The organism is Saccharopolyspora pogona (assembly GCF_014697215.1).
Taxonomy (GTDB): domain Bacteria; phylum Actinomycetota; class Actinomycetes; order Mycobacteriales; family Pseudonocardiaceae; genus Saccharopolyspora; species Saccharopolyspora hattusasensis.
Map to the genome: position 1 here is coordinate 1711016 of NZ_CP031142.1, position 26529 is coordinate 1737544.

General features: G+C 68.2%; 31 protein-coding genes and 4 pseudogenes. 16 read left to right on the forward strand and 19 right to left on the reverse strand.

Annotation, left to right across the window (positions count from 1 at the left end):
* Together DL519_RS07560 and DL519_RS07565 are read right to left on the reverse strand one after the other, a co-directional pair.
* A pseudogene (locus DL519_RS07560) lies at window positions 1–1181 on the reverse strand (MFS transporter).
* Window positions 1182–1253: 72 nt separating this feature from the next.
* Window positions 1254–1682 carry a MarR family transcriptional regulator gene (locus tag DL519_RS07565; RefSeq protein ID WP_190813490.1) on the reverse strand — a complete coding sequence of 143 codons (429 nt, stop codon included), beginning with the start codon at window positions 1680–1682 and terminating at the stop codon, window positions 1254–1256.
* A 316-nt stretch (window positions 1683–1998) separates the two neighbouring features.
* On the opposite strand from DL519_RS07565, the gene DL519_RS07570 reads away from it, so the two are divergent.
* Window positions 1999–3216, forward strand: a complete 1218-nt coding sequence (locus DL519_RS07570; RefSeq protein WP_190813492.1) for a DUF4241 domain-containing protein — start codon at window positions 1999–2001, stop codon at window positions 3214–3216.
* A 60-nt stretch (window positions 3217–3276) separates the two neighbouring features.
* Here DL519_RS07570 and DL519_RS07575 read toward each other — a convergent pair whose 3' ends face one another.
* Window positions 3277–3807, reverse strand: coding sequence for a gamma carbonic anhydrase family protein (locus tag DL519_RS07575; protein ID WP_190813493.1), 531 nt, complete (start codon window positions 3805–3807; stop codon window positions 3277–3279).
* Window positions 3804–4250 (reverse strand): hypothetical protein, encoded by a 447-nt coding sequence (locus tag DL519_RS07580; protein WP_190813495.1) that lies wholly within the window; start codon window positions 4248–4250, stop codon window positions 3804–3806. The genes DL519_RS07575 and DL519_RS07580 overlap by 4 nt, the downstream gene beginning before the upstream one ends.
* A 40-nt stretch (window positions 4251–4290) precedes the next feature.
* Between DL519_RS07580 and DL519_RS07585 the strand changes: the two genes are divergently transcribed.
* Complete coding sequence (locus tag DL519_RS07585; RefSeq protein ID WP_263399798.1) at window positions 4291–4677, forward strand: CoA transferase; 387 nt, start codon at window positions 4291–4293, stop codon at window positions 4675–4677.
* 45 nt (window positions 4678–4722) lie between these two features.
* Here DL519_RS07585 and DL519_RS07590 read toward each other — a convergent pair whose 3' ends face one another.
* Window positions 4723–5058, reverse strand: coding sequence for a hypothetical protein (locus tag DL519_RS07590; protein ID WP_190813497.1), 336 nt, complete (start codon window positions 5056–5058; stop codon window positions 4723–4725).
* On the opposite strand from DL519_RS07590, the gene DL519_RS45865 reads away from it, so the two are divergent.
* Window positions 5057–5308, forward strand: a complete 252-nt coding sequence (locus tag DL519_RS45865; RefSeq protein WP_223838540.1) for a hypothetical protein — start codon at window positions 5057–5059, stop codon at window positions 5306–5308. The two genes, DL519_RS07590 and DL519_RS45865, sit on opposite strands and share 2 nt — an antisense overlap.
* Here DL519_RS45865 and DL519_RS07600 read toward each other — a convergent pair.
* Window positions 5291–5944, reverse strand: a complete 654-nt coding sequence (locus DL519_RS07600) for a helix-turn-helix domain-containing protein (protein WP_190813498.1) — start codon at window positions 5942–5944, stop codon at window positions 5291–5293. The genes DL519_RS45865 and DL519_RS07600 overlap by 18 nt on opposite strands.
* A 111-nt stretch (window positions 5945–6055) precedes the next feature.
* On the opposite strand from DL519_RS07600, the gene DL519_RS07605 reads away from it, so the two are divergent.
* Entirely contained in the window at window positions 6056–7225 is a 1170-nt protein-coding gene (locus DL519_RS07605) for an NADH:flavin oxidoreductase/NADH oxidase (protein ID WP_190823826.1), read from the forward strand.
* 481 nt (window positions 7226–7706) lie between these two features.
* Here the strand turns inward: DL519_RS07605 and DL519_RS07610 are convergent, their stop codons facing one another.
* From DL519_RS07610 to DL519_RS07630, 5 genes are all read right to left on the reverse strand, one after another.
* The gene (locus tag DL519_RS07610) at window positions 7707–8216 is read right to left on the reverse strand and encodes a recombinase family protein (RefSeq protein ID WP_190813500.1); all 510 of its coding nucleotides are present in this window, start codon (window positions 8214–8216) and stop codon (window positions 7707–7709) included.
* 202 nt (window positions 8217–8418) lie between these two features.
* Complete coding sequence (locus tag DL519_RS07615; protein ID WP_190813502.1) at window positions 8419–8652, reverse strand: hypothetical protein; 234 nt, start codon at window positions 8650–8652, stop codon at window positions 8419–8421.
* Between the two features lie 205 nt (window positions 8653–8857).
* Window positions 8858–9874, reverse strand: coding sequence for a DUF6924 domain-containing protein (locus DL519_RS07620; RefSeq protein WP_190813504.1), 1017 nt, complete (start codon window positions 9872–9874; stop codon window positions 8858–8860).
* A gap of 518 nt (window positions 9875–10392) precedes the next feature.
* Window positions 10393–10563, reverse strand: a complete 171-nt coding sequence (locus tag DL519_RS07625) for a hypothetical protein (protein WP_190813506.1) — start codon at window positions 10561–10563, stop codon at window positions 10393–10395.
* Between the two features lie 7 nt (window positions 10564–10570).
* Window positions 10571–11380: a Tn3 family transposase gene (locus DL519_RS07630; protein WP_190813514.1), complete on the reverse strand. Its 810-nt coding sequence runs from the start codon at window positions 11378–11380 to the stop codon at window positions 10571–10573.
* Between the two features lie 231 nt (window positions 11381–11611).
* Between DL519_RS07630 and DL519_RS07635 the strand changes: the two genes are divergently transcribed.
* Window positions 11612–13000, forward strand: a complete 1389-nt coding sequence (locus DL519_RS07635; RefSeq protein ID WP_190813516.1) for an IS1380 family transposase — start codon at window positions 11612–11614, stop codon at window positions 12998–13000.
* A gap of 115 nt (window positions 13001–13115) precedes the next feature.
* On the opposite strand, the gene DL519_RS07640 is transcribed toward DL519_RS07635, so the two are convergent.
* Window positions 13116–13427 carry a Tn3 family transposase gene (locus tag DL519_RS07640; protein ID WP_190813518.1) on the reverse strand — a complete coding sequence of 104 codons (312 nt, stop codon included), beginning with the start codon at window positions 13425–13427 and terminating at the stop codon, window positions 13116–13118.
* Window positions 13428–13452: 25 nt separating this feature from the next.
* On the opposite strand from DL519_RS07640, the gene DL519_RS07645 reads away from it, so the two are divergent.
* The 5 genes from DL519_RS07645 to DL519_RS07670 all read left to right on the forward strand — a co-directional run bounded on the left by DL519_RS07645 (window position 13453) and on the right by DL519_RS07670 (window position 17265).
* A complete protein-coding gene (locus tag DL519_RS07645; RefSeq protein ID WP_223838542.1) occupies window positions 13453–13791 on the forward strand; it encodes a tyrosine-type recombinase/integrase in 339 nt (112 codons plus the stop codon).
* 2 nt (window positions 13792–13793) lie between these two features.
* On the forward strand, window positions 13794–14129 hold the full coding sequence (locus DL519_RS07650; RefSeq protein WP_190813520.1) for a helix-turn-helix domain-containing protein: 336 nt from the start codon (window positions 13794–13796) through the stop codon (window positions 14127–14129).
* The gene (locus DL519_RS48475) at window positions 14126–15901 is read left to right on the forward strand and encodes a hypothetical protein (protein ID WP_263399597.1); all 1776 of its coding nucleotides are present in this window, start codon (window positions 14126–14128) and stop codon (window positions 15899–15901) included. Before DL519_RS07650 ends, DL519_RS48475 begins: the two co-directional genes overlap by 4 nt.
* Window positions 15902–16404: 503 nt before the next feature.
* The gene (locus tag DL519_RS07665) at window positions 16405–16677 is read left to right on the forward strand and encodes an HNH endonuclease (protein ID WP_190813524.1); all 273 of its coding nucleotides are present in this window, start codon (window positions 16405–16407) and stop codon (window positions 16675–16677) included.
* A 54-nt stretch (window positions 16678–16731) separates the two neighbouring features.
* Window positions 16732–17265 carry a hypothetical protein gene (locus DL519_RS07670; protein ID WP_190813526.1) on the forward strand — a complete coding sequence of 178 codons (534 nt, stop codon included), beginning with the start codon at window positions 16732–16734 and terminating at the stop codon, window positions 17263–17265.
* Window positions 17266–17509: 244 nt separating this feature from the next.
* Here the strand turns inward: DL519_RS07670 and DL519_RS07675 are convergent, their stop codons facing one another.
* Window positions 17510–18778 carry a helix-turn-helix domain-containing protein gene (locus tag DL519_RS07675; protein WP_190813528.1) on the reverse strand — a complete coding sequence of 423 codons (1269 nt, stop codon included), beginning with the start codon at window positions 18776–18778 and terminating at the stop codon, window positions 17510–17512.
* Between DL519_RS07675 and DL519_RS07680 the strand changes: the two genes are divergently transcribed.
* Together DL519_RS07680 and DL519_RS07685 are read left to right on the forward strand one after the other, a co-directional pair.
* The gene (locus tag DL519_RS07680; protein ID WP_223838544.1) at window positions 18768–19112 is read left to right on the forward strand and encodes a DUF4158 domain-containing protein; all 345 of its coding nucleotides are present in this window, start codon (window positions 18768–18770) and stop codon (window positions 19110–19112) included. The genes DL519_RS07675 and DL519_RS07680 overlap by 11 nt on opposite strands.
* 117 nt (window positions 19113–19229) lie before the next feature.
* Window positions 19230–19589 (forward strand): hypothetical protein, encoded by a 360-nt coding sequence (locus DL519_RS07685; protein ID WP_190813530.1) that lies wholly within the window; start codon window positions 19230–19232, stop codon window positions 19587–19589.
* A gap of 89 nt (window positions 19590–19678) precedes the next feature.
* On the opposite strand, the gene DL519_RS07690 is transcribed toward DL519_RS07685, so the two are convergent.
* Entirely contained in the window at window positions 19679–20665 is a 987-nt protein-coding gene (locus tag DL519_RS07690; protein ID WP_190813532.1) for a class I SAM-dependent methyltransferase, read from the reverse strand.
* Between the two features lie 1068 nt (window positions 20666–21733).
* Between DL519_RS07690 and DL519_RS07695 the strand changes: the two genes are divergently transcribed.
* Both DL519_RS07695 and DL519_RS48480 read left to right on the forward strand, forming a co-directional pair.
* On the forward strand, window positions 21734–22195 hold the full coding sequence (locus tag DL519_RS07695) for a tripartite tricarboxylate transporter permease (protein ID WP_223838545.1): 462 nt from the start codon (window positions 21734–21736) through the stop codon (window positions 22193–22195).
* A 240-nt stretch (window positions 22196–22435) separates the two neighbouring features.
* A pseudogene (locus DL519_RS48480) lies at window positions 22436–22546 on the forward strand (enoyl-CoA hydratase-related protein); the annotation flags it as partial.
* 69 nt (window positions 22547–22615) lie between these two features.
* On the opposite strand, the gene DL519_RS45875 reads toward DL519_RS48480, so the two are convergent.
* Entirely contained in the window at window positions 22616–22801 is a 186-nt protein-coding gene (locus tag DL519_RS45875; protein WP_223838546.1) for a transposase, read from the reverse strand.
* A gap of 318 nt (window positions 22802–23119) precedes the next feature.
* Between DL519_RS45875 and DL519_RS07705 the strand changes: the two are divergent.
* A pseudogene (locus tag DL519_RS07705) lies at window positions 23120–24035 on the forward strand (aminoglycoside phosphotransferase family protein).
* 57 nt (window positions 24036–24092) lie between these two features.
* Here DL519_RS07705 and DL519_RS07710 read toward each other — a convergent pair.
* Complete coding sequence (locus DL519_RS07710) at window positions 24093–24638, reverse strand: DUF1697 domain-containing protein (RefSeq protein ID WP_190813534.1); 546 nt, start codon at window positions 24636–24638, stop codon at window positions 24093–24095.
* A gap of 268 nt (window positions 24639–24906) precedes the next feature.
* Between DL519_RS07710 and DL519_RS07715 the strand changes: the two genes are divergently transcribed.
* The gene (locus tag DL519_RS07715) at window positions 24907–25089 is read left to right on the forward strand and encodes a hypothetical protein (RefSeq protein ID WP_190813536.1); all 183 of its coding nucleotides are present in this window, start codon (window positions 24907–24909) and stop codon (window positions 25087–25089) included.
* A gap of 19 nt (window positions 25090–25108) precedes the next feature.
* On the opposite strand, the gene DL519_RS07720 is transcribed toward DL519_RS07715, so the two are convergent.
* The 3 genes and pseudogenes from DL519_RS07720 to DL519_RS07730 all read right to left on the reverse strand — a co-directional run.
* Window positions 25109–25570, reverse strand: a complete 462-nt coding sequence (locus DL519_RS07720) for an STAS domain-containing protein (RefSeq protein ID WP_190813537.1) — start codon at window positions 25568–25570, stop codon at window positions 25109–25111.
* 371 nt (window positions 25571–25941) lie between these two features.
* Entirely contained in the window at window positions 25942–26250 is a 309-nt protein-coding gene (locus DL519_RS07725; RefSeq protein ID WP_190824600.1) for a hypothetical protein, read from the reverse strand.
* Window positions 26251–26347: 97 nt separating this feature from the next.
* Window positions 26348–26497, reverse strand: a pseudogene (locus DL519_RS07730) (thiamine pyrophosphate-dependent enzyme); the annotation flags it as partial.
* Window positions 26498–26529: the final 32 nt, after the last annotated feature.

Here is a 26529-nt window from a genome sequence, read left to right on the forward strand (position 1 = left end):
CTACCGGCCTGGTTGTCGGCCGGGCAGCTCCGGGGCGGCGGTCTCGAACCGGCGAAGGGACGTGTTCGTCAGCGCGAGCACCACGATGCCGACGACGCAGAGCACTCCGCCGGAGAAGGCCGCGAACGCCGCCGATGTCGCTCCGGCGACCTGCCCGCCCCGGAAGTTGCCCAGCTCGGGGCCGGCGACGCCGACGATGTGATCCACGGCGCTGACCCGACCACGGTGGGTGTCCGGCGTCGCCAGCTGCACGATCGCCCCGCGCGTGATCACCGAGGTGGTGTCGGCCGCGCCCGCCGCGGCCGGGCAGGTCAGCGCCAGCCACAGCGGTTGCGCCAGACCGAATCCGGCCAGTGTCAGGCCCCACGCTCCCACCGCGGCCAGCATGACCGCGCCCGGCCGCCGGGCGCGGGTCACCAACCCGGAGGCGGCGCCCACCGCGAGGCCGCCGACGGCGACCGCGGAGAAGAGCAGGCCCAGGGTTTCCGGGCGCCCACCGAAGCGCTCCGCGTTGATCAGCGGGAACAGTGCCATCGGCATGGCCGTCACGGTCGCGAGGACGTCGCTGAGCAACGCCCCGTGCAGCAGGGGTTTGCTGATGATGAATCGCCGGCCTTCCCAGATCGCTCGGGCCCCGGGACGGGCGGTCTGGCCCTGCGGCCGCATGGCGGGCAGCCGCAGCACGCCGTAGAGCGCGGCGGCGAAAGTCAGCGCGTCGAGCAGGTAGCACCCACGCCCGACTGGGCCACCACCACGCCCGCGATGGCGGGGCCGATCAGCATGGCCGCTTGGAAGGCGAGGTTGGTCAAGGCAATGCCCGCGCCGACCTGGTCGGCGGGCAGCAGGCGCACCACGAATGTCTTGCGGGCGGGCGCGCCCAGCCCGCCGCCCGCTGTCTGCAGCGCCGTGAGCGCGAGCAGCCCCCACATCGAGGCGGCGCCGGAGGCGGCGTGCACGGCGAGCAGTCCGGCGGACAGCAGCTGGATGACGGTCGTGAACAGCACCAGGCGTCGGCGGTCCACGGCGTCAGCCAACGCGCCACCGAGCAGTCCGAAGAGGACCATCGCGGCGGCTTGGACGAGGCCGATCGCGCCCACCGCGACGGGACTGCCGGGTCGGCTCCCACATCTGGAATAGCACCGCGACCACCGTGAGCTGCCCGCCCAGGACGGAGAGGGCATTTCCCGCCCACAGGCGGCGGAAAACGGCGCTGGAGCGCAGCGGCCGGGTGTCTAGCAGCCGGTCCGCCAGGTTCACGAGGACCGTTCCTGCGACGTGAGGTGGTCGGCGATCCGGTCGTGGAACGAACGCCGCGCCAGGGCCGCCTCCAGATCCCGGACCACCGCGCTCAGCGGGTGCGGCAGTTCGCCTTCCAGCTCGCGGACGGCCCGTTCGGTGGCCCGCCACTCCGCTTCCAGCAGCGGAAGCAGCGTGTGGGCGCGTTTGGTGAGCGTCACCTGGCGGGTTCGCGCATCCGCACCCGCAACGCTGCGCACCAGGCCTTCGCGGCGCATGGCGCTCACGGTCTGGCTCATCGCGGAATGGGTCACTTCCAGGGTGTCGGCGAGTTCCCGGATGGTCAAGGCGCCGCGGCGGCCGAGGCGGATCAGGGGCATGACGAACCTCGGGCGGATGCTGTCCAGGCCCCGCTGCCGGTACAGTCGGCCGATCTCGTCGTCCATGTCGCCCAGCAGCCGGCGAAGCGGTTGCCAGACGCTTTCTTCCTCGGTCGGGTCAGAACCCTGAGCCGTCACCCCACGGACTGTAACAGCACTTATGTAAGCACTGTTGCTCTTTTTCCGGGAGAGATCCGGATTCCGGATGCCACGTCACACCGCTGCCCTTCCGGACCGTCTGCTCGGGTCTGCCGGGACATTCATCGGTGGATGGTGGCGAGCCGGGAATGGGTCGGTGGCTAAGGTCGCCTCACCAGGTGTTGCCAAAAGATGTCCGTTTCCGGCAACCGGGTTAGTGAAGGAACTCCCCGAAGGAGCGCTTGTGCCAGGGCCCGCCCCCGACTTCGAACGGCTCTTCGCTGCTGGAACGCGTCACACGCTGTCCCGCGGCGATGTCGCCACCGTCCGGCTGCGGCAGGACACCTCGCTCTGGCTGCCATCGGGGCGGGTTGTCGCCGGGGAGCCGTTCGGGTTTGACGATTCCGATGGCGGGTTTGTCCAGCAGGTGCCGCCGGGCCAGTACCCGCTGGTGCTGGTGATCGCCATGTTCGCCAAGCGGAGCTACCTGCCTGCGCACGAGATGATCGCGGCGGCCCGGCTGGTGATCCGGGACGAGCCCGTCGTCTCCTGGGAGATGGCCGTGTGCGAAGGCCAGGACGTCTCCGAACTGGGCGACGACGAGTTCTTCGGCTACCCGGTCGACGGCGGCACCGGCGGCTTCGTCGACGCGGCGAACATCGCGCCGCTGCGCGAGGACCACGACGACGGCTACTACGACCGGTTGATGACGGCTCGCAACGTCACGGAGTCCGACGACACCGCGCCCGGGACGCTGACTGATGACGAGGGCAGGCCGCTGCTGGTGGCGTTCTCTTCCGGCGACGGGGACGGGGACTACCCGACCTGGGTCGGACGTACCGCCGACGGTGAGGTGGCCTGCTACCTCACCGACTTCTTCGTCCTGACCGACGACGAGGACGGCGAGGACAAGGGAGACGATGAGCCGCCCTCAGCTGATGGGGCCGGCTACGCGCTGAGTGAGGTGGCGCAGGGGCACGAGATGCGGGCCGGGCAGGCGCTGCGCCAGCAGGCTCTCACCTCTCCGTCCGGGAGCTGCACGCTCGTCCACCAAAACGATGGAAACCTCGTGCTTTACAACAACGAGGGACGGGGAGCAGTGTGGTCCGCCGGCACTCAAGGGCACGGGACCGCCCGTTGCGTGCTGCAGGCCGACGGCGACCTCGTCATCTACGACGACCAGGCCCGTGTCGTATGGTCCACCGACACGGCGGGCAATCCGGGCAGTGTGCTTGCCGTACGCGACGACGGCCTCGAACTGCGCGCCCCGGACGGCACCGTGCTCTGGAGCGTGCGGACCGCCCTCGGCACACCGGCCACGTCGCCGCGCCCGGCCGGTGCGACCGTGGCGCGGCCGCTGTCTCCGGCGCAGCACCTGACCTCGGGTCACACCCTCTCCCGTCGGCTCGTCGAGAAGTCCCCGGTGAAGCCGGCTATTCCCGCCGACGGGGCCGACGCCTAACCGGAAGGGCAAGCGCGGCCTGCGCGGGTCACCGGATCTCCAGTGGCCCGCTTGGCGATGTCAGCTCAGGGCTTCGCGGTGTTTGGCGGCCAGGGCGATGTAGTGCTCGGCGGAGAGCTTCAGACCGGCCTGCTCCTCGGCGGTCAGTTCGCGGCGGACCTTGCCTGGGGTGCCGGCCACCATCGAGCCCGGCGGGATCTCGGTGCCCTCCAGCACCACCGCACCGGCGGCGATGAGGGAACCGGCGCCTATGCGTGCTCCGTTGAGCACGACCGCGCCCATCCCGATCAGGCAGTTGTCCTCGACGGTGCAGCCGTGCAGCATGGCTTTGTGGCCGACGGTGACGCCGGCGCGGATCTCGGCCGGGAAGCCGGGGTCGGCGTGCACGACGCAGCCGTCCTGGATGTTGCTGCCGGTGCCGACGCTGATGTTCTCCTGATCGCCGCGCAGCACGGCGTTGTACCAGACGCTGGCACCGGCGGAAAGCCGCACGCGGCCGATGAGCGCGGCGCCGGGCGCGACGAAGGCATTCGCGTCGACCTGCGGGGTGATCCCGTCGATGGTCAGCGTGACCGGGAGCCGTGAACTCACTTGTCCTCCTGTTTTTCACCGTGCGTATCCCGTTGCCGCCGCAGCCACTGCAGCGCCACCTCGGTATGTCCGTCCACTTTGGTCTCGATGCCGTCGAGGAAGGTGCGGTCGCCGTGCTCGGTGAGTCCGACGAGCACGGCCTCGGGGTCACCGGCCTCGATGATGGTCAGCAGCCGCTGGTGGCGCGCCACGTCGCCGGCGAGGCTCTCCTGGTCCCGGCGGGCGCGGCGGTTGAGCGCCATGGACAGCATCACCTGCAACTGCAGTCCCTCCTTGCAGGGCCCGGTGCCGGAGCGGTTTTGCTTCAGCGGCCGGGCGCTGGTCCGCTTGGAGCAACCTCGATGGACGAGCTTGTCAGCTTCCTTCTGTCTGCTGTAGACAAAGGTCCGGTGATGCCGATCACGGTATCCGGTTTCCGCCTGATTTCTTGAGCCGCGCATCACTTCTCCCCCAGATCCCCGATCCCAGTCCCCGTTGCACGGAGTGCACGTGGTGGAGATCGGCACGTTCATGGCCGCGCCGTTCGCGACGATGCAGCTGGCCGACCTCGGCGCCGAGGTCATCAAAGCCGAAAACCTTGCCGGTGGTGATCCGGTGCGCCAGACCGGCCCCTTCCTGGACGGCCACAGCTCCCCGTTCGTGCGGCTGAACCGCAACAAGCGGTCGGTGGCGCTGGATTTGAAGACCCCCGAGGGCAAGCCGCTGCTGGAATCCTTGTTGGGCACCACCGATGTGCTGGTGGAAAACCTGCGGCCGGGTGCGCTGACCGGGTTGGGCTTCGGCTATCCGGCCGTGCACGGGGTCGCCGCTGTACTGGGGAAAGATCGGGCGAAATCCGCCCCTGACTCCGCCCGATGTGGCGTTCGTTGATCCTGGCCGGTGGCAGTGGTCCGGCTGGCTGACCATACTCGCCGGTTATCGCTGGGCGTCGCAGAGGACGGACGACGCGCTTAGGTGCCTGCAGGTCGTGGCCATGATGGTCTCCGGGCTGGCGGACACCTGGTCGATGCGGCTGGCGAACGCGGTGGCGAGCCGGACTCCAACGAGCTGTTCGACCGCGTCGAGGCCCTGATCAACGAGCTCGATCTGCCCCCGGCCGGGGTGGAGACGGCGGCCGACTCCGCCTACGCCGCACGGATGCGCAAGCCCGAACCCGGGCCGCTCCACGAGGACGCGAGCCTCCTCCCACTCGTCCGCGCTGCTTTCCGGGCCGTGCTGAATGCCGCAGTAGGTGCGGTCAGGCTCGACCATGAGCGTCCTCTCCGATGATCGACACCACGAGCTGCAAGCCGACCGGCACCCGCTCGGCGGCCGGCTCCCCGGGCTGCCGAACGTGGTGTTCCTCGCGGCGTTCTCTGGACACGGCTTCAAGATCTCGCCGGCCATCGGCGACGCCGCTGCGGACCTCGCGCTGACCGACGACACCTGCCTGCCGGTGACGTTCCTGGCCGCCGACCGCGACGTGGTCGCGTCGACGGAACGTTCAGAACGAGGGCGGTGAGTTGACGCAGATCACGGTCGCCGGAACGTCGCCGATGTTCTTCCACCAGTGCGGGAGCGATGACTGGAATGTGACGGTGTCACCCGGCTCGAGAACGTGCGACGCGTGGGCGACGTGTACCTCGAACCTGCCGGTGAGTACGTGCACGGTGTCCTCGCCCTTGTGTTGGAACGGCCGGGCGCTGCCTTCGAAGCCCACGGGTATCTCGCAGTACAGCATCGCCAGGCCGCGCTGCAGATCGGGGGAGAGCAGCTCGTAGACGAGGCCCTCGTAGGGAATCACTAGTCGCTTGCGGTCGTCGGGTCGCACGACGGCGCACTGGTCCGGGCGCAATTCACTGTGCTCGGCCTCGCCCCGGTCGTGGCCCGCCGACGGCACCTGGTGAAACAGGTCGCTGAGCCTGATGCCGAGCGCCGCGGCGATCTTCTGCAAGGTGAGCAAAGACGGGTTGCCACTGCCGCGTTCGAACTTGCTGAGCAGGCCCTCGCTTATGCCCGACTGCGCGGCGAACGCCTTCAGCGACAGCCCGCGGTCGCGCCGCGCATCGCGCAGCAGTTGGCCCAGCACCGCGGCGTCGGCCAGTGCTAGTTCCGCCTCGCGACTATTCGGGACGGACGTCGATGTCGTCGGACTCAAGAGACACCCTTCAGGGTCGGCAGCATCAATATGTTGCGGAATTATTCACTATAGTGCACGCTATTCCTCGGCCGAGTCTCAACTGTCGCGATGGAGTCCCCCTTGAGTGTGATGGATGGTCGATCGTTGCTCTTCAGCCCGTTCACACTGCGCGGCGTGACGTTCCCGAACCGGATAGTCATCGCCCCGATGCAGATGTACAAGACAGGTCCCGACGGCCTGGCGACCGACTGGCATTTCCAGCACCTGGCAAAGTACGCGATCGGCGGCGCGGGAACCGTCATGACGGAGGGGCTCATCGTCGATCCCATCGGGCGGAACACTTACGGAGACTGCGGCATCTGGTCCGACGACCACGTCCCGCCGTTGCGGCGAATCGCCGACTTCCTGCACCAGCAAGGGACGGTGGCCGCAGCGCAGCTGCACCACGCGGGTCCGAAGTCTGCGCGCCAGCGCCCGTGGGAGGGGCTCGGCCCGTTGGGCGAAGCGGAAGCGGCACGGGGCGAGCCGCCGTGGCAGCCGGTAAGCTCGAGTGATAGCCGTACCATCGAAGGCTGGCACCAGCCGCGGGCCATGACGGTCGCCGAGATCAGAGAGCTGGTGACCAAGTATGCGGACGCCGCCCAGCGGGTCGACGCGGCCGGCTTCGACGTGCTGGACATCCACGCGGCGCACGGATACCTCATCCACTCCTTCCTCTCCCCCGTGGCGAACCACAGGACTGACGAATACGGCGGTGACCGCGACGGGCGGATGCGGCTGGCGCTTGAGATCGCCGAAGCCGTACGGTCGGTGTGGCCGACCGAGAAGCCGATCTTCTTCCGGATCTCCTGCGTGGACTGGCGCAGCGACCTCGACGACAGGAACGACGGCTGGAGCATCGACGACAGCTGCGTCCTCGCACGCGAGTTGCACGGCCGCGGGATCGACCTGATCGACTGCTCGTCCGGCGGCATCCGAGCGGAGAACTCGCTGCTGGATTTCGCGAAGAAGAGGAAGAAGATGCGACGCGGCCACCAGGTGCCGTATGCGGAGACGATCAGGAACGCGACCGGTATCCCGACGATGGCGGTCGGCGTCATCCTCGACGGTCCGCAGGCCGAGGCCATCCTGGAAGCCAACCAGTCCGACCTGGTCGCCATCGGCCGCGAGGCGCTCACCGATCCGCACTGGGCCGTGCACGCGGCGCAGGCGCTCGGTGTCGACCCTGGGTGGGGGATGTGGCCGCCGTCTTACGGGTGGTGGTTGCATCTGCGCGAGCGCACCGGCGTCGCTGACTGAGCTCACTCGGTGGGCTCGGTTAGCCGCACTTCGGCCGACCCAGGCGGAACTCGTCGCATAGTCCTCTACAGCATCGGCATCGTCGGCACCGTCGCCTCTAGGCGCCCATCGTTAACGGCCTTCCCGGCGACGTCTTCGACGATAAGCAGCGCGGCCGTGCCTTCGGCACTGTCCCGTGCCCGGCGAATGCAGTTCTCGTTCTCGTTGCACCGCACGACCTCCACCGGCTCTTCGACACCGCCCTCGCCCGCCCCGGCGCGGTAGAGGGTGATCTTGCCCAGGTCCCGGATGCGGGGCGATAACGGCCGAGCCCTGGTGTCGAGTGTCAGTGAGAGCCATTCACCTGCCAGTCAGCCGGTACCCGTAGTACCGCTGGGTTTCCCGTTCGGTACACGGACAGCCGCGGTCGTCGGCTTCGAGTGGTTGGCGGCAGGGCACGCCTTGTTTTCGCGCGATGATGCACAGGCGCTGGGTGCAGCAGTCACAGTCCGGGCACGCCGGCGGGCGACCAGGTCGTCCTGCGGTGGAGGCGGAGTTGTTCTGGTGGTCGGCCGAGGCGGACGCCGTTGGCGCGGGCGACGGCCAGGCCCTCGCGGGTGCCGTCGACGATGAGTTCGCGGATGAACTCGGCCAGGGCGGCGAAGACGTGGAAGACGAGCCTGCCGCCGGGGGTGGTGGTGTCGAGGTTTTCGTGCAGCGAGGTGAACCCGATGCCGCGCTTGCGTAGCCCGCTGACGAGGGAGAGCAGGTCGGCGAGGCTGCGGCCGAGGTGGGAGAGCTCCACGCAGGCCCACAGCTCGGGGCGTTCGGCGTTCTTGCCGGACAGCTTCTCTTCGAAGACTCGGATGCACCCGGCGTGGGCGAGGGCGTCGACCTGGCGGCGCAGGTTCTGGTCGGCGGTGGATACCCGGGCGTAGCCGGCACGCGCTCCGCCGCCGATGGCATCGAGCGGGTCGCCGTCGAGGACGAGTTCGGCCGCCGTGTCGGTCATCGGCGTCACCTTTCATGATCGCGGTGGCTAGCCGACCGTATGACAAAGGGTCCTGATCAGGGCGACACGTTCAGGTCGGTTCCACCCCGTGAGCCGCCCTGCTGTTGATCATGTTGAGAAAGGTTCGTTTTCCGGCCGTCGGATGTGGGGCACTGGACTGGTTGGCCGGGCGAGCGGTGGTCGGCGGTGTGGGTTGCTGGGTCTAGCGCAGACCTGGATTTCGGGCGGCCGGTCGGGCCGGGGCGTCGATTGGCCGACTGACCAACGCCAGCAACGCCCACACCGCGGTGTCGGGGCCGATGGGGCGGAACTCTCCGCTGACCACGGCGTGGGCGACCGCGACGCGGCGGGGCTCGTGCGCTGCGGCGAAGGCCCGCGTCAGGTAGTCGTGGTGGCGTGCGTCGATGACCCGCAGGGCCGGTGCCCTTGGGGCCAAGGTGGGACCCGGTCCGCGGGTAACCCCGCAGCGGCATCGCCCGACCTGGCCCCTTCGCCACCGTGGTGCACCAGGGCGTGCACCACGCCGGAGTCCGTGGTGGGGAGTCGGCTGGACCTGCCCGAGCACAGCCCGCCGCGCCCCGAAGAGGCGGTCTCACCGCTCACCAACCGACGTCCCGGTGGCACGGCTCTCCTTCGGCGGGCTACGCTTCGTCGTTCCGCCAGTCGCCGATGTCCTGGTTTCCTATCGCCAGGTTGGCCACCATGGTCCCCACGACCTCGGGGTCCACCCGGAAGGCGAACCCGGGCTGGTCCGCCAGAGGGACCACGAGGACGCGCTGGCCGGGATCGCGCATCGTGGTGGCGTCGGCGATCAGCACGACGTCGGAGACCATCTCTTCCTCTTCCGTGTCGCTGTCGCGGACCTGCGCCATCACCTGCTCCGGCGTGGCGCCGGCAAAGGCCGGATCGTCCACGAAGTCGACGTAGTCGCCGAAGTCATCGATCACGTCGTTGTGGCCCCGGCCCGGGCGGCACACTCGCTCGACCAGGGAGGTCCAGGCCGCGTCGTCGGTGAAATCGGTGCGCACGAGCAGATCGGCCTGTTGGATGAGCGGAGGCAGCTCGCGGGCCGGCCGAGTGTAGCGGGGCGGGGCCTTCAGCGACTCCAGTTCAACGCCCACGGGCTCGTCGAGGTCCTCCTCGTCGTCGGGCTCCCACTCCTCCTCGTCCTCCTCAAGCTCCCACTCGAGCTCGGCGGGAGCCGTCTCCGCGAACTCGTTGATGGTCAAGTCCAGGTTCGGACGGTGCAGCACCAGGTAGGTCATGGCCGCCTGACGCGGAGTGATCCAGAAGGCATCGCCGTCGCTGCCGCAGAAGGCCAGCAGCGGGCGCCAATCCGCATTGCGCACGGTGCGGTCGTCGGTCAGCACCACCAGGTCGGGCACCCAGATCCCGGGCCGGTCCAGGGCCGCGGAGACATCCTCGGAGGTGGCGCCCCGCCACGCGGGATCCTCCGCCACGATCAGGCGCCGGGAGATCGACTCCCGCGCCACCGCCTCGGCCGCGTCCCCTTGATCGGACCGGTGCATGCCGGGGAGCTCGCCCATGCGCCAGAGCACGTCTTCCCAGACGTCGTCGTCGCTGTCGGTGCGCACCAGCAGGATCCCGGGCACACGGGACTCACCGTCGCCGGGAGGTAAAGGAAGCGGAGGACGCATCAGCAACACCTAATCGAATCGGGGACGAATCCCCGTAGTCCTAGCACCAGGCGACGACAAACCCTCGTCGGCGTCGCTTGCCGTGCGCAAGTGCAGTCCGCTGTATTCGCGCAGGTAGCTGCGCCATTGCTGCTGCCCGCACCGACGCGAGGCCCGAAAAACACCGCCCTTACAGGGAACCGTCAGTGCCCTCCTATACCAGCGCCATCCGCATCGGCGACGCGTCCGCGACGCTGAACTCGCGAGTGCACAGAGCACGCCGGGCGTGACTGTGGTGGAACTCGATGATGCGTCCCGCGGCCTGATCAGCCCCCAACGCCTATCGCTTGCTCGCGGCTCGTCACACGTACCGACACCTACTAGCGGTGTCAACGAACGATGATCACGCCTCCACCGGGCAACTGATATCGGAATCGACCAACAAACGACGTCACTTCAACCCGTCAAAGTCAGCCGCCGCTACCGCAGCGACACCGACGCCCCCATCGCAGAGCTGCCCTGCTGGCTGGCGCAGCGCCTCACCGTCCGGCCGGTCTCCTCGACAACACGCTGATGTGGTCGTCTCTGTGCAGGGCGTTCGGCAGCACGTCGCATCGCGCAGCGGCCAGATACGGGGTATCGGCGAGGCTGTTGCCGAACGTCGATTCCCCGTGCTCGTGCGCCTGGCACAGCATCTTGAGTCGGGCCATGGGGCTCCTATTCGTCTGGCTCGGTGACGTCGGCCGGGTCGCGCAGCGGGCGCAGCCCGGCCGATTGCGGCTGGTGAACGGTGTAGGCACCATGGACATTCAGATGGGAATCGATCAGCGGGGACAAGCGGGCGGCGTCGGTGTCGTTGACCGGGTAGCCCTGGGCGCGCAGCTGCTCGACGGCAGCGTTGAGATACGTGGAATTCCACAGCACCACGGCGTCGAGCACCAGGCCCAGCGCGCCGAGCTGGTCCTCCATCCCCTGCTGGTATGCCTGCCGCAGTTCGCCGCGCCAGCCAAAACAGATCTTGCGAGCCAGCCGGTGCCGTGACTCGGTGATGTTGAGCTGCGCGTTCAGCGACCGCTGGTAGCTGTCGTCGTCCGGGTCGCACACGGCCAGCAGATGCAGGGGCTTGGAGATCCGCCCGTACTCGGCGAACGCCTGCCCCAGCGGGGTTGGGTTGCCGTCGCGGCCCAGGGCGCGGATGAGGTCGTAGGCCCGCACCGTGCCGGTGACCAACGACCCGGCGATGCGCAGCATCTCCGGCCAATGTGGAGTGATCCGGCCTAACCGGATCCGGTGCCGGGCCAGGTCGTTCGCGGCGCCGTAGTCCGCGGCCGGATCGATGCGCCAGAACCGGGTGTCGGCCAGTCCTGCCAGCCGCGGGGCGTACTGCATCCCGCAGATCCGGTACAACCCAAAGACCATGTCCGAATACCCAGCGGTATCCGAGGTGACCAGCTCCGGGCGGCGCCCGTGGTCAGGGTTGAGCATCACGTCCAGCTGATACAGCGAGTCCCGCTGCGTCCCCGGCACGACGGTCGCGCCGATCCGGCGACCTGGCCGTTGATCGAGTTGAGCCAGGTTGCACCTCTGCGGCGGCCGAAATAGCGCGGATTGTGGTGCCATAGCCCGGATCCACCGGTGTTGTGGTGAAAGTTTGTGCAGGCGGGGGTCGTGTCGTGGTGGGGCAGATGCCCTCTGGCCTGGGATGATTGTTCTTTGCGAGAGAGACAATCGGTTCCTGGATGAGAGGGCATCTGCTGGATGCAAGCATCGCATAGTGTCGGCGCGGTGTCGGTGAGGTTCGATGATCCGAATCTCGTGTCGTGTGCGGGATTGGTGCCGGTGTTGCGGCTGGCCGAGCAGGTGGCTGATCTGGCTGAGCAGACGGTGAAATTGTCGCCGGATGTGGGGTCGGCGGGGGCGAATCCGGGTGTGAAGGTGTCCTCGATCGTGGCGGGGATGGCCTGTGGTGCGGACTCGTTCGAGGATCTGGGTGTGATCCGCCACGGTGGCATGTCGCGGTTGTTCGACGGGATCCGGGCGCCGTCGACGCTGGGCACGTTTCTGCGTGGGTTCACCTATGGGCATGTGGCGCAGCTGGAGAAGCTGGGCCGGATCGTGCTGGAACGCCTGGCCGGGCGGTGCGGGTTGTTGCCGGGGGCCGATGAGCTGGTGTTCGTCGATATCGACTCGAAGATCAAAGAGGTCTACGGGGCGGGGAAGCAGGGCTCGGCGTATGGGTATACGAAGGTGCGGGGCCTGAACTATCTGATGGCCACGATCTCCACCCCCGGTACGGCGCCGGTGGTGGCGGCGACCCGGATGCGGGGTGGTAACGCCAATTCCGCCCGCGGCGCGGCGTCACTGATCACCTCGGCGATCAAGACGGCCCGGGCGTGTGGTGCGACGGGGACGATCGTGGTGCGGGGTGATTCGGCGTTTTTCACCGGCCCGGTCATCGCCGCGATCCGCAAAGCCGGGGCGTATTTCTCGGTCACCGCCAAACACACCGCGACTGTGAAGGCCGCGATCGCCGGGATCGACGAGAACACATGGCAGACCGTGCGTTTCAACCGGCCGGTCTTCGACGACCGCGCCAAGCAGTGGATCTATGAGGGCGAGATCGCCGAAACGACACTGGAGGCGTTCACCAACGTCACCCAGAATCCCGGCCGTGCGGTCACCGCCCGGCTGATCGTGCGCCGCACCCGGATCACCACCACCGATGCCACCGGCGAGTTGTTCCCGGTCTGGCTTTATCACGCGATCTTCACCGACTCCCCGCACGAGCTGCTCACCGCCGAGGCCGAGCACCGCGGCCGCGCCGGGACGATCGAGCAAGTCTTCGCCGACCTCAACGACTCCGCCGCGGCCCACCTGCCCTCCGGGCAGCTCGCCGCCAACGGCGCCTGGCTGTCCCTGGCCGCGCTGACCCACAACCTGATGCGTGCCGCAGGCAGTCTCGCGTCGCAGTTCCACGCCAAAGCCCGCACCACCACCCTGCGGCGGCACCTCATCACGATCCCGGCCCGTATCGCCCGCTCCGCCCGCCGCATCGTGCTGCACCTCCCGGCCGACTGGCACTGGAAACAGGCCTTCACCAGCCTGTTCACCGCAACCCACCCCCCGCCAGCCGGGGCCTGCCCCTGACCACACCCGCCTACGGGCGCCGACCGGAGACCACAGTGGATAAGCCGGACCACCAGGCCGGCGGACTCCGCACACCCACCACCAGCATTATCGATCAACACCCCCAAGACCTTGATCAACAACCCACGCCAAAACCAACTCGGTGGATCCGGGCATAGACGGTGTTCACAGGGACGACGAACCGCAGCCCGTCCACCGAGGCGACCATGCCACCGCCCCAGAGCTGAGCCAGGGGAATATCGGCCTGGGCCTCGATCAGCCGGGCGTTGGCGGCCCGCAGGGTCTCAGCGCGCACGTAGTTCTGCTCGACATGCGACAGCCGCGGCCGGTTCAGCGCCCGGTGCCGGGGCCGGGCCACGGGTTTGTAGCCGACGTTGGTGGCTTCGGCGACCAGCACGGCCGCCAGCGATAACTCGGCGTCGTCCATACGGGACTCACCGCCGGAGGCGTGGGTGCGCCCGCTGCTCGGCGAGGACAACAACCCGGCGCTATGGCCCTCCGAGCGCGCCCCGCGGATCGCCAACAAGCAGCTCAACCGGCGGCTAGCCGCGTACCGCGACGCGCTCGGGATGGACCCCGCGCTGGATTTCCACTCGCTGCGGAGGGCCTACGTCACGCACCTGATCGAGGACGGCTACGACGCGCGGTTCGTGCAGGAACAAGTCGGCCATGACCACGCCAGCACGACGTCGATCTACACCTGCGTGTCCTCGGACTACCGGACCCGCACGCTGCGGCGGGCGCTGGACGCGACGATCGACGAGGCGCTGGGACCAGGAAAGGGAGCGTGACGATGAAGAAGCGCGAGGTCAGCTACACGTGGCGGCTGCGGGAGATCATGGCCGAGCACGGCATGTATGCCACGACCGATCTCGTGGAGCCGCTGCGTGAGCGCGGCATCCACCTGTCGGTCTCGCAGGTGCACCGGCTGGTGACCGGCACACCGGAGCGGTTGTCGTTGAAGGTGCTGTCGGCGTTGTGCGACATCTTCGCCACCGAGCCCGGCGAGTTGATCCGCACCGACGCCGCCAACGTCGGCATCCGCAAAACCGCCACCGACGACGCCCCGGTGCCGCCGAACGTCGCGGAGCTGCGTCCCAAGCGCGCCCGGATCACCCCGGCTGAATGACCGCAGCGCACGACGATCACGAGCTGGTCTGCGCCCGCTGCCGCCGGGCTGTATGCAGTCAATACGCCAAGCTGAAACTGCGTGATCCCCGGATACCGGTACGCAAATACTGGCCCGACGGCGCGATCTGCGTCGCCTGCTACGACCAGGCGGTCAACACCTACGGCCGCTGCGCCGACTGCGGAACCGACCGGCTCCTGCCGGGCCGCCGCGCCTCCGACAACAGCCCGGTCTGCACCGACTGCGCCGGCGGCCTCGGCGATTTCACCTGTCGCCGCTGCGGAAAGGAAGGACCGCGCTACCGCGCCGACGCCTGCGCGCGATACGTGCTCGCCGACCGCCTGACCGAACTGCTCGACGACGGCAGCGGAACAGTGCGCAGTGAGCTGGAACCGCTGTTCCACCTGATCCACACCATGAGCTGGCCCGCCAGCCGACTGACCTGGCTGCGCCGCGAAGCCCCGGCCTCGGTGCTATCCGCTCTGGCCCGCGGCGAAGTCCCGCTCACCCACGAGGGGCTGAGCAGGCTGCGCCCGTGGAGATCGGTCATCTACGTGCGCGACCTACTCATCGACTGCGGCGTTCTCCCACCCGTCGACCGATTCCTGCTGCTATTCGAACAGTGGCTCCCCGGCTGGCTGGCGACGATAAGCGGCCCCGAGCACCGCAGGCTGCTGGAGCGGTTCGCCACCTGGCACGTGCTGCGACGACTGCGCCAGACCGCCCGCAAACAGCCGATCAACTCCTACCGCGCCAACAACGCCCGCCGCCTGCTGCGGCTCGCTGCGCTGTTCCTCGACGACCTCGCCGCGCACGGGCGACGGCTCGACGAGTGCACCCAAACCGACATCGACCGCTGGTTCACCGCCGGGGCGAGCGACCGGAAAGACTCGCGAACGTTCCTGCTCTGGTGCCGTCAGCAACGCGAACTTCCGCGCCTGCACCTGCCAACCACGCAGCCCTCAGCCGCCGCGCCGCTAAGCCAGCACCAGCGCCTGGCCCACATCCGCCGCGCGCTCACCGACGAGGCCATTCCCGACGCCGACCGCGTGCTCGCACTGCTGATCCTGCTCTACGCCCAGCCGCTGATCCGGATCGCACGGCTGACCACCGACGACGTCATCCTCGACAGCGACCAGGTGCTGCTGCGGCTTGGGGACCCACCTACCCCGGTCCCGCAGCCCTTCGCCGATGTGCTGACTCGCTACCTCGACAACCGGCTGAACCTGAACACCGGCGGCGGCGTTACCAACCCGTTCCTTTTCCCCGGCCGCCGCACCGGACAACCGATGCACACCACCTCGCTGCGGCTTCGGCTGCGCAACCTCGGCCTGCCCAATCTCGACGGCCGCAGCGCAGCGATCCGCGAGCTCGTCCTCCAAGCGCCCGCCCCGGTCATCGCCGGAATGCTCGGCTACCACCCCCAACACCGCCGAACGCATGGCCGCCGAAGCCGGAGCCACCTGGAAGCGTTACGCGTCCGGAGATCACACACGGCTCAGGAACAGCTAATACTGCCACGGCACCTGTTTGATTCGGAAATCCGCGACTGCCATCGACGCTTCGGGCACAACCAGATTCCAGGGAGCGGCACCGCCGTGACCGCAGTACGGCTCGCGGTTCATCGATCGGCGCGGCCCGGGATCGGCTCAGCTAGCGACGCTCGCGAGGAAGGCGCCTGGAAAGGGTCGGCGAAGTACTGTGTCTCGTGCGTCACGAGACCGTCGGCGAACTCCATGATGCTCACCGTGTTGGTGGGTACGCCGTCATAGGTGATCACGCACTCGCTAACCCAGAGGTCGCTACCGCCCAGGATTCGGATGACGGTGAAATGGCGCTCGGCCGGATGCCCCCCACGTTGCTCTTGGATCCTTGAGCGGCCTCGGAAGCGCTCCCCGGACTGGGGGTAGTCCAAGATCGCGTCGGCAGCGTAGATCGCGTGCTCACTGTCCGTGTCCCCGAGCTCGGATGCCTTCCAGTGCTCCTCTATCCGGGCCCGAGTCTCGGAGTCACGTGTCATTGTCTTCCCCCTGGTCCGCATCAGCGCGGGGAATTTTACTCGCCCGGCGCAGCGCATGCCCGGACGCGTCTGCCCGTGCGGCCGGCGTTCGCGGTGAATCAAGCGAGTGCCGTTGCAGTACTAATCGTCATCATCGGGGTCGTCGGCAGCGGTTGCCCGATCCGCCGCTGACTGCGCCGGCTGGGAAACCGAACCGGGCTTCGGTTTCCCAGCCGGGCCAGATCGAGGTCGGTGCGGACTGGAGAATCCAAGGGTATGGCTGTACGCGAAACCGAGCCGACCGAACGGACGAAGCGCCTACTGTTCGGCAGCGCTACCCACGGTGGTTTCTCGTCGTGCCCCGAGCCACTGATCTATCAGTATGACGGTCTGCTGAAAATCAACGTTGACGTCGCCCATATTCGCTCAGGCCGTGATGACGGCCCACGCTACGTCGAAGGCTATGACCGAGTTCGCGAGCTCGAGAACCTGCTGCTGCTGTGCCGCAAGCACCATCGCCTGGTTGATGACCACCCAGATGACTTCTAAATCAAGACGTTGGAGGCATGGAAGGAGAAGCAGATCGCAGAAGCTGGCACGCCGGTGACCGATGAACTCGTGATCGCCCTTCGCCAGCAGATCACAGACCTGGCCACTACCTTGGATGCCCTCACCAGCCACCGACGCGACACGAGCGTTCGACTCCTCTGCGGCCGCGGCAACCGCTCCGAGGCCGTGATGTTGCCGTTGGCCGAGTACCAGAAGGTCAAGTTCGAAGAGGCCGTCTCGATCACCTACCTTGGTATCGAGGTGCGTGATCATGCGCCACTTCACCTGCGCGCTGCCGGTCTTGAGTTCGGGTTCGACGATCTCCCGTCTGCTGTGTTCCTCGAGCCAGAGCTCATGCACCGTACCGAGGACCAGGAGATCCGGCTGATCCACCAGAACATGCTGCGCAGCGCCGTGCTCCGCCTTTGCCGGTCGACGCATCGGCTGCCGCAGCGTTTCCGTGCGTTCGCCAGCCTCAGCGACGACAGCCAGGTCAGCAGCGACTGGATGCAGATGATCGAGCTGCCGATCTGGCGCGAAGGCATCACCACAGACGACCTGCACCGGTGGATGCGCGGACTGGAATGAAGTTCGGGCACGCCACCGCGTCGCTGCTGGTCGACACAGCCAGCAGAACGCCCCCGCCGCGCAGCGCGGCGCTCAAGGAGTAGCAGGAATTGGCGACAGTTGAATACGTGACTCCGCCAGTCTCACGCCCCATGTTCAGTGACGGGAATGTCTGTCGCATTCCCGAGAATTTCATCAAGGACGTAGTGGGGGTGGGGAGTTGGTGACCTCGCGGATTCAACTGTCGCGTGTTCGTCGTCCTGCGTCACCGGGAGTGGTCATCGGGGCGTAGCGGGCCCGGCTCGCCACGGTCCTCGGTGGCGAGCCGGGCGGGGTTGTCGAGGGTGTAGCCGAGCATCCTGGCGACCACCGGCGCGGGTGCTTCGAGGACAAGCTGCCGGAGCGCCGCCGTGCGGCCGGTGAGCGTGCGAATGCCATGTCGGCGGAGGCGGCGTTCGACCGTGTCGGCGGTCATCGGTTGGCCGCCGCGCCGACCTGGGAACAGCCAGCTTGCGTCGAGATTGGTAGCGGTCGTGAGATTGAGCCGCTGCTGGATGTGCTGTTGTAGCAGCCCGGCGAAGGGCTCCGGGACCGGTGTGGGTGGTTCGCCGAGCCGGATGCTGACCTCACCGTTTTCGTGGAGGACCTCGTCGACGGTCAAGCGCAGGACGCGGGCCAGCAGCGGGATGTCCTCGTCGGTGACCAATCGCCGGATCAGGGCGATGCGGTCGTGTTGGCTGAGTGAGGTTGGGTTGCGGGTGTCCTGGTGCGGGATCGTCACGCGGACAAGCAGCTTGTTGCGCATCGCCCAGCGCAGGAAGGCATGGGTGAGCCGCCGGGCGGTGTAGGCGCCGGCGTACCAGGCGTCGACCTCGGCTTGCCGACAGGCTGCGAGTAGTAGGCCGCGTTCGCGTAGCCAGGCCAGGAACGCGATGGCCTGGCGGATCTCGGCCCGGGCCTGCTGGGTCTGCTTCTCGGTGACCGGGCCGCGGTCGGCGAACCGGCGGAGCCGGTGGAGGACGTGCCAGGTGGCGAACCGCTCGACGAGCTGGCGGGGCTCGCGCTCGCCGATGCCGTCCAAGGTGTCCCGCAGCCACCGCTGGAACAGCATCAGATGCCGGTCAACGTGCGGAAGAACGCCGTGCAGCATCAGCAGATCCCGCAGGTAGGCCACTGATCGCCAGGGCGTCATGCTGTCCAGGGTCTCGTGCGTGACCGGGAGGCTCGGGTCGGCCAGGGCGCGCAGCATCGTGTGGACGTGCGGGCGGCTGATCCAGTTCACTCCGGCGCGGGGGTTGCGCATCCGGTTGAGGTTGACTACGCCGTCATCGGTGGCGGTCTTGCGGACCGCGGCGTTCTGGGCCTTGGTCGCGATCAGGTCGGCCGGGGTGCAGTTGAAGATGTCGCACAACGCAGCGAGAACCGGCAGCGACAACCGCTCGGGGGTTCCGGTGGCCAGCCGGTGGACTTGAGACACCGACAGGTGGATGTCCCGGTCGACCAGCAACGGCACGAGGTCGGAGATGGTGACCACGCTGCGCCGCTTCGGTGGGGCGTCGATCGATCGCACGGCGTACCCGCGCTTGAAGTGTGCGGTGGTACGGGAGCTGGCCGAGGCGTTCACGCCGACGTCGGATGAGATTGCGTGGGCTCGTGGCAAGACGCAGAACGAGCCGCATCTGCTGGCATTGTTGGTCCGGTTGAAGTGCTATCAGCGGCTGGGGTACTTCGCGAAGCTCGCTGATGTCCCCGCCGTGGTCGTCGACCACGTACGCGGCGTGATGGGCGATCTTGTGCTCGACCTTGCCCCGACACCGACCACGCGGCTGGACCTGGAACCACGGGTGCTGTTCGCCCCGCGCCCCTGACCGGCCCGGCAGCAGCAGTCGCGCGGCATCGCTCACGCGTGAGGCGCCGTCGCTGAGCCGGGTGATGCTCGGTCGGGGGTCGATCAGCACCGCAGGTGGGCGCTACCGTGCCAGGTCATGGCGACGCCAGCATTGACCGCAGAGGAACTGCGCGACCTACTGGGTCCCGATGCGGCCAGCTGGCCAACTCTCGGCCTGACCGTCACGCGCGGCGCGTTGGGCTCCGGCGAGCCGAACGCGCAGGTGCAGGTGTGGCAAGGCGACGCGGTGGTGGGCTACACCGAGGAATCCGACGAGTTTCCTGGCAGGCGGGTGTATCGGGCGGTGATCACGACCGACAGCGAGGCGGACCATCAGCCCAGGTCGACGGCGCGGAGTTGGTCATGCGCGCGCGGTAGCGAGATCGCCCTACACCACCGCCGGTTCTTCGGGCGTGTTGCTGCCTCAGAACCAAGGTTCCGAGGCAGCAACGGGTGAAACCCTACGGGTCCCATATGCCCGTTTCGCCGCGCATAACTCGTGTGTCGCGCGGTGTGACTGGGGAGGAGGTGCTCGGCTGAAGCGGCTCAGGCGAGAGGCTTCTCGCACACGTAATACTGGAACACGTGATCGTCCTGGCGTGCGGTGGTCTGCCGGACGCGTAGGTTCTCATCAGCCAGTTCGGCCGCTCCGACCAGCAGCGGGGTGTGCCCGAGTAGCACTATCAGGCCGCCGGGCATGACCGTGCGCACCAGCGCGGGCAGGATCTCCCGCGCCTGGGCGGTCGTGACGACCTCGAAGTTGAGGAATCGCACGAACACGATGTCAGCGGACTCGTTGCCGAGGTACGGCTTCGCCGCGTCACCGTGATACACCTCGTCCAGGTGCTTGGCCGCGTACTTCACCATCTGCTCGCTGAGGTCCTGCCCGACCGTGCGGATTCCGTCGGGGTTGACCGAGGCGAACGTCGAGAGGAACTTCCCCGTCGAACAGCCGGGGTCGTACGCGACGACGCCGGAGCGGTCGCGGAAGCCGGGACCCAGTCGGTCCACCGTGTACTCGCGGATGTGTGACTCGCCGAGGTTGAGGAACTCCGCCCGCTCCGGGGACACGAACCAGCCCTCTTCCGGGCTACCGGTCTCCCTGCCCGGTTCCTCGTGCTTCGGGAAGGGGTGGAGAAGCTCGGTCGTCGGGGTGATCGCCGCGAACGCGGCACGACGGGCAGGAATGTCCAGCGGGTCGAAGCACACTCGCACGCCCGTGGCGGAGGTACGCAGACCGGTCAACGTACCGACGACGTTGTGCCAGCGGATTCGGCTGCAGAACAAGCCCCGCATGCCGTGGTCGACGACGTAATCGGACACCGTCTTGAAGCCGACGTACCAGCGTCCGTCCAGCTGGAAGCAGAAAATCCGCTCCGGGGAGCCCGTCAACTCCTCGTCCCAGCAGTGCCCTGTCGTCCGCCGCCAGCGGGAGAAGGCGCCCGCGATCAGGTCGGCCCGTAACGCCAACTCGTGCTCGACTGCCGCTGCCCCGCGCCTGGCGTTGCGATACCAGGGATCCTCAAGATTCATGCGTCACCTTTCCGAATCCATACCGGCATAGGAAACATACGTTCAGCGCACGTCACGGAGCCCTGCTGGCAGTGACGTTGCCCGATAGTTCCGCAAAACCTGACCACCAGGTCGTGCTCAGCGGTGCATGGCAGTCGAAGCCAGCGACGTGGGTCGCCCGCATCACCCGCGGCAGCAGGGACGTATGGACTCGCTATGGCGAGGTCACCAATTTCCCACTCCCAACACGCGTCACATGTCGCCGGGCTGGACTCGTTGCCGGACTGCCACGACACCGTGGCCGAAGCCTTGGTCGACGGAGAGCGAACACCGTGAGCACGCATGAACCATCGACAGCCGTGACCATCAGTTGCAGCGACGAACAGGCACCGTGCACCCGCTGCGGCGTGCCGACCCCGCAGCGCGTAACGCTGGTCGACGCGGCCGGGACGATCCGGGCATGCCGACCGATGTGCCCGACGTGCCACCATCACCCTCGATACCGGCGGTGACCCCGCCACACGGCCGAATTCGCGGGAGCACCGGTATACGGTGCTGCTTGATGAACCATGCGAAGGACTCTGGCGGCCATGTGCTGAAAACATCGCGGTCATTTGCTGGAGGTTCGCCACCCGCGCCGGGCGGCGGGCCGTCTCGATTCTTACGCGGCGCTGCTGGTAGCGCAGGCCGTGCGGGCGGCGGTCGAGTACCCGCCACCCGCGACTCGTCTCCAGAACCCGGGCCGCTGAGACGACATTCCCCAGATTTGGTCAATGGTCGACTCGAAACCCTGACCACAACACGCCTTCGATTCCGACGTCCGCCCAGCCCGGCGCCATCCAATCGAGCGCTTCCTCGCGTGCGGTTGTCGTGGGCACCGGCTGAACCAAGCCGCCGCGATCGTCCTGGCCGACCCGCTCGGCCAGGACGGCGCGACGCTGGTGGTGCGTTCCGGTGCGGCGCGGGGCGGGAAGGTGAAACTCTGGCCGCCGCGGTTCACTGCGGAGACCAGGGTCGACGCCCGCGATGTGAAGGAGGTGCTCATGGGGTGCAGCCGGAGCCGCTGCCGTTCGGGGAGCAGCGGAGCTGGTGTGGGGTCTGCTGGTGTCGTTGTTCATCGGCAACGTGATCATGCTGGTGCTCAACCTGCCGTTGGCGCCGGTGTTCGCGCAGCTGCTGCGCATCCCGTACGCCTACCTGTATCCGCTGATCCTGTTCACCAGCTTCGTCGGGGCCTACGCCATCGACAACAACTTCTCCAGCGGGTGGCTGGTGCTGATCTTCGGGGTCATCGGCTACGGCATGAAGCGCTTCGAGCTGCCGCTGGTGGTCGGGGTGGTCATCGGGGCGTTGTTCGAGAAGGCGCTGGTGCAGTCGTCGGCGCTGGTGCACGGCAACCTGTGGCTGGTGCTGACCAAGCCGATCGCGGTGGTGATCCTGGCGCTGGCGGTGGTGCTGTTGGCCGGGCCGGTGCTCGCCCGCGGCGTTCGCAGTTTCTTCCGGCCCAGCGCGCCGGAGGCATCCCGCACCGTTGAGGAGAGGCAGGTCTGAGGAGTTGCTGGTCGCCCGCGAGGGGGCCGTGCTGCAAGTGACGTTCAACCAGCCCCAGCAGCGCAACGCGATGTGCTGGCAGATGTACGACGGTCTGGTCGCGGCGTGCGAGACCGCGGATACCGAAGAGGACATCCGGGTGCTGCGCGGCGCCGGGGACGAGGCGTTCGGGCCGGCACCGGCATCTCCCAGCTCACCGAATTCACCTCCGGCGAGGACGGGGTGGCCTACGAGCGAAAGATGGAGGCGGTGCTGGAACGGCTGGAGCGCACGAGGGTGCCCACAGTCGCGGCGGTTTCCGGGTTCTGCGTGGGTGCGGGCATCGCGTTGGCGGCAGCCTGCGACATCCGGGTGTCGACGGTGACGGGCCGCTTCGGTGCCGGTGGCGCGGACGCTGGGCAACTGCCTGGCGATGAACACCTATTCGCTGCTGGTGTTCCACCTGGGTCCGGCGCGGGCCAAAGACACCAAATTGCTCAAGGTGTTCTCGTGGATACCAAGGCTGTGGGCTACATCCTTCACCGATCGGCAAGACTCGACCACCAACGCGACCGCTTCGGCCTTTTCGGCCTTGTACTCCTCGGTGAACTTCCGTCGACTCGCCATCCCCGTTCCTTCCTGCCACCAGTGAACATGGCGCACATCCCTTGCAGGGCCCGCGCGGCGAACAGCGCCGACGGCCGAATGCGCTGCTGACCCGGCCTCCGATGAATGGCAGCGCGACGAAGTCGTCACGGAGACTTTTCGTCGATCTGACCCGGAATTCCAGCGCCGATGAGCTGAGAACCCTCGAACCGCGGTTGACTGGCGGCAGCGGGCCGGCCTGCCTGCGGCTAGGGTGGGTTGGCGTGCTTTGACGTGTTCGTGGCCCGCCCGCTGCTTCTTCGTCCGCGTGTTCATCCCTGACGAAGGAGTGGTTCTGCGATGTCTTCTGCTGTGGTGGTTCCGGCCGAGTTGGCGGCCACCCATCGCAAGTTCTTCGGTGCTTCCCCGTGGATCGATGAGCTTCCCGAGCTGGCCGAGAAGCAGCTGACGGCGTGGCGGCTGTGCCCAGATGGCGCCGCCCTGCACGGCATGGTGGCGCTGGTGCTGCCCGTCGTGCGCGACGACGGCAGCGCTGCGGTGCTGAAGTTGCAGCCGGTCACCACCGACACCGCCGGGGAGCCGGTGGGGTTGCGGGTGTGGGACGGGGCGGGGTGCGGTGCGGTTGCTGGAGCACGACCCGGTCTCGGGCAGCATGCTGCTGGAGCGGCTCGCGACGCGTTCTTTGTCCAGTGTGGACGATGATGTGGCGGCGGCACGGGTCCTGGCCGGGCTGCTCGCGCGGTTGAGCTCGGTGCCCGCTCCTGCTGGGCTGCGGAAACTGTCCGATGTGGCAGCCGGGATGCTCACCGGCGCTCCGGGCGCGTGCGCGCGGCTGGCCGATCCGGCGCAGCGACGGCTGCTGGAGCATTGTGCGGGCGTGGTCGCGGAGTTGCGCGGCGAGGCGGGTGACCGGTTGCTGCACTGGGATCTGCATTACGACAACGTGCTGGCGGGGCAGCGGGAACCGTGGTTGGCCATCGATCCGCAGCCGCTGGCCGGTGACCCGGGTTTCGAGCTGATGCCGGCGTTGCACAACCGCTGGGACGAGGTGGTGGCCTCTGGTGATGTGGCAGGGGCGGTGCGGCGCCGGTTCGAGGCGATGGTCGAGGTGCTGGGCCTGGACCGGCAGCGCTCGGTGGGCTGGACTCTGGGGCGGGTGCTGCAGAACTGCCTGTGGGACGTCGCCGACGGCGATGCCGGGCTGAACGAGGTGCAGGTCGCCGTGGCGGAGGCCCTGATCGCGTGGGGGCCGTGAGCGGGTCAGCGCCGGTTCACCGGGCCGGTGGCCTAGGGCAGGCCGCCGAGAGCTTGGTCATGATCGTTGCTGGGCGAGGCCGGCCAGTGCGGTGACGGTCTTCCAGTTGCGGGCGGTGATGGCGACCCCGAGCCGCTTTTCCAGGTAGGCGGCGGTGGTTTTGGAGCGGCCCGCCCCGGCCGGGTAGTGCAGGTACAGCTGCCGCCCGGTCAGCTGGAGTTCTTCGGGCGAGCCTTCGGGCACGCTCAGCTGCGCGGCGCGGTCGGCGTCGGGTTCGGTGGCCAGGAATGCCACGTGCAGTTTGGCGTGGTCGCTTTGCCTGTCCTGGAACGGGTGGTGCGCGGCGATGCCGGTGATCTCGGTGCCGGTGCGCACCATGACCGGGGTGTCCACGCCGAGTTCGTCGGCCAGCCGTTTGCCCAGGTCCGCGGCCAGCGCCTCGGGGTCGTCGTGTTCGGAGGTGAAGACCACATTGCCGCTTTGCAGGTAGGTCGCCACGTCGCCGTGTCCTGCGGCGGCGACGAGGGCGCGCAGGTCGGCCATGGCGAGGCGGCCGTGGCTACCGAGATTGACCGCGCGCAGCAGCGCGACGTACGTTCTCATGGCGGAAATCCTGCCATCCTCCGGCGGAGCGCGGTGCCCTGCTCCTAGCCCTGGGGCGCAGCAGGCCAGGGCCTGCCCTCGGCGCTGCCACCGCTGACCGAACCGCGGCCGGGCGAGGCACGCATCGCCTACGCCCCGCACCTGTACCCGGTCTGCTGGACTCCGGCCAGGGCTACGCGGGGCGAACCCGCACGCTGACCCTGGCCACCGTGCGGGTTCGCCAGCAACGCCGAACCCGCACGCCGCCTGGGCGCGCCGCGGATCGTCGGTGAGTTCGGGCTGGACGCCACCAAGCCGGGCGCGCTGGACTACGTCGACGACGTGCTCGCCGAAGCCGACCATGCGGCGCGAGGTGTACTGGTCCAACGACCCGGGCAGCTGGAGCCCGTACGCCGCCGACGACAGGTGGGCGTCGCTGGCCGATCACCTCGCCCGCGGCACCGGCGGCTGAGCAGGGCGGAGCGCGGGTGTCACAAGCGCGCTTCGGCGACGGCTTGGGCGGCGGATTCCCGGCACACGAACCGTTCGCGCAGCCGGGTGATCGTCAGCAGCCGCAGCATCGCTCCGTGACCGGGGACCACAAACAGCTTGGTGCTGCGGTGGTCGGCGCGGCGCTGGGTATGCAGCAGTAGTTCGATGGCGGCGCTGCTGGCGAAGGACACCTCCGAGAGGTCCAGGACGATGGCCTGCAGGGCCGCGGCGGTCAGGCGCTGGCGGATCAGCTCGGTGAGTCTGGGCACCGTGGCCAGGTCTATCTCGCCACCGATGCGGACCACCACCACACCCGAGGCGGGCCATTCCACGGCCAGCCGCAGCGCGGAAGTGCAGCTCGCGTGCGCGGCGACGGGATCCTCAGCGGTGTGTGGCGCGACGATCGCGTGGCCGCCGCGAGCCCACGCGGCCGGTGGCATGCTGGATCTGGAGACGATCACGCTACCTCCCCTGGTTGCGTATCGACGGTTCGGTTGGCCACGGGCCCGGGAACTCGCCGCTGCGCTCAACGCAAGAGGTACGCCGTGGCGGCTGCTCAACCGCACCTCCCACCGTAGGAGCCACCGGCCGAGCCAACAAGGCTCGCCACGTTCGTGTGGTATTTGGTCTCGATCAGGTGGCAGTGAGGTGGTGGCGCGCCGAGGATCTGCCTAGTTGGGCGACGATCCACCGTCCCTCAACGGGGCGTGTTGTAGCGCAGAGTGACAGCACTGTGGAGGTGGCAAAACCCGGGAACAACAGCGCCCCGGCCAGCCGATCCCGCAACCGGCCGACCGGGGCACCACCGGACTGTGACGGCCTCAGAGCCTGCTCAAGACCGCATCGCGCACCACGTGCGGATGCTCCATGTGCAGCATGTGCCCCACCCGTCGACTACCTCCCAGCTACCACCTGCGCGCTCGACGGGCACCGGCAAGATCTCGTCGGCACCGCCCCACAGCACCGTCACCGGCACCTGCACCGACGCCAGCAACGCCCGCGTGTCGATGGCCTGCCGGTCGCCGCCGAGCAGCGTGGCATGCACCGCCTGCAACGCCTCGGTGACACCGTCCAGCCGCTTGTAGCGCAGCAGGACTTCCACCAATGTCGGTGGCCATGCTGCACCGCGGCGTAGCCTCATCCACGACCACCAGCCGCACCCCATCAGCGGCCAACCGCTCGGCGGCCTGCCCGGCCCCGGTCGCCCGAGCCCGGAACCGACGCAAGCAGTCCAGATCCCGCCGCGCCCGCGAAACCTCCTCGCCCCGGTAGGTCTGCTGATCACCCTCGAAATGCCCGTAGTAGCGGGTCAACTTCACCTCGATCAACGTCGGCCCACCACCTCCCGGGCCCGCGCCACCGCCTCCCCCGCGGCCTCGTGCACCCACAGCCGACAAACATCACCCGATCGGCGTGCCCC

Coding starts and splice junctions, on each gene's coding strand:
- DL519_RS07565 (WP_190813490.1), bottom strand. CDS start 1,682: ATGGACGACGAGATCGGCCGACTGTACCGGCAGCGGGGCCTGGACAGC.
- DL519_RS45865 (WP_223838540.1), top strand. CDS start 5,057: ATGAGCGTCCTCTCCGATGATCGACACCACGAGCTGCAAGCCGACCGG.
- DL519_RS07590 (WP_190813497.1), bottom strand. CDS start 5,058: ATGGTCGAGCCTGACCGCACCTACTGCGGCATTCAGCACGGCCCGGAA.
- DL519_RS07605 (WP_190823826.1), top strand. CDS start 6,056: ATGGATGGTCGATCGTTGCTCTTCAGCCCGTTCACACTGCGCGGCGTG.
- DL519_RS07610 (WP_190813500.1), bottom strand. CDS start 8,216: ATGACCGACACGGCGGCCGAACTCGTCCTCGACGGCGACCCGCTCGAT.
- DL519_RS07620 (WP_190813504.1), bottom strand. CDS start 9,874: ATGCGTCCTCCGCTTCCTTTACCTCCCGGCGACGGTGAGTCCCGTGTG.
- DL519_RS07625 (WP_190813506.1), bottom strand. CDS start 10,563: ATGGCCCGACTCAAGATGCTGTGCCAGGCGCACGAGCACGGGGAATCG.
- DL519_RS07635 (WP_190813516.1), top strand. CDS start 11,612: ATGCAAGCATCGCATAGTGTCGGCGCGGTGTCGGTGAGGTTCGATGAT.
- DL519_RS07640 (WP_190813518.1), bottom strand. CDS start 13,427: ATGGACGACGCCGAGTTATCGCTGGCGGCCGTGCTGGTCGCCGAAGCC.
- DL519_RS07650 (WP_190813520.1), top strand. CDS start 13,794: ATGAAGAAGCGCGAGGTCAGCTACACGTGGCGGCTGCGGGAGATCATG.
- DL519_RS48475 (WP_263399597.1), top strand. CDS start 14,126: ATGACCGCAGCGCACGACGATCACGAGCTGGTCTGCGCCCGCTGCCGC.
- DL519_RS07665 (WP_190813524.1), top strand. CDS start 16,405: ATGGCTGTACGCGAAACCGAGCCGACCGAACGGACGAAGCGCCTACTG.
- DL519_RS07680 (WP_223838544.1), top strand. CDS start 18,768: ATGGTGACCACGCTGCGCCGCTTCGGTGGGGCGTCGATCGATCGCACG.
- DL519_RS07685 (WP_190813530.1), top strand. CDS start 19,230: ATGGCGACGCCAGCATTGACCGCAGAGGAACTGCGCGACCTACTGGGT.
- DL519_RS07690 (WP_190813532.1), bottom strand. CDS start 20,665: ATGAATCTTGAGGATCCCTGGTATCGCAACGCCAGGCGCGGGGCAGCG.
- DL519_RS45875 (WP_223838546.1), bottom strand. CDS start 22,801: ATGGCGAGTCGACGGAAGTTCACCGAGGAGTACAAGGCCGAAAAGGCC.
- DL519_RS07710 (WP_190813534.1), bottom strand. CDS start 24,638: ATGAGAACGTACGTCGCGCTGCTGCGCGCGGTCAATCTCGGTAGCCAC.
- DL519_RS07725 (WP_190824600.1), bottom strand. CDS start 26,250: ATGAGGCTACGCCGCGGTGCAGCATGGCCACCGACATTGGTGGAAGTC.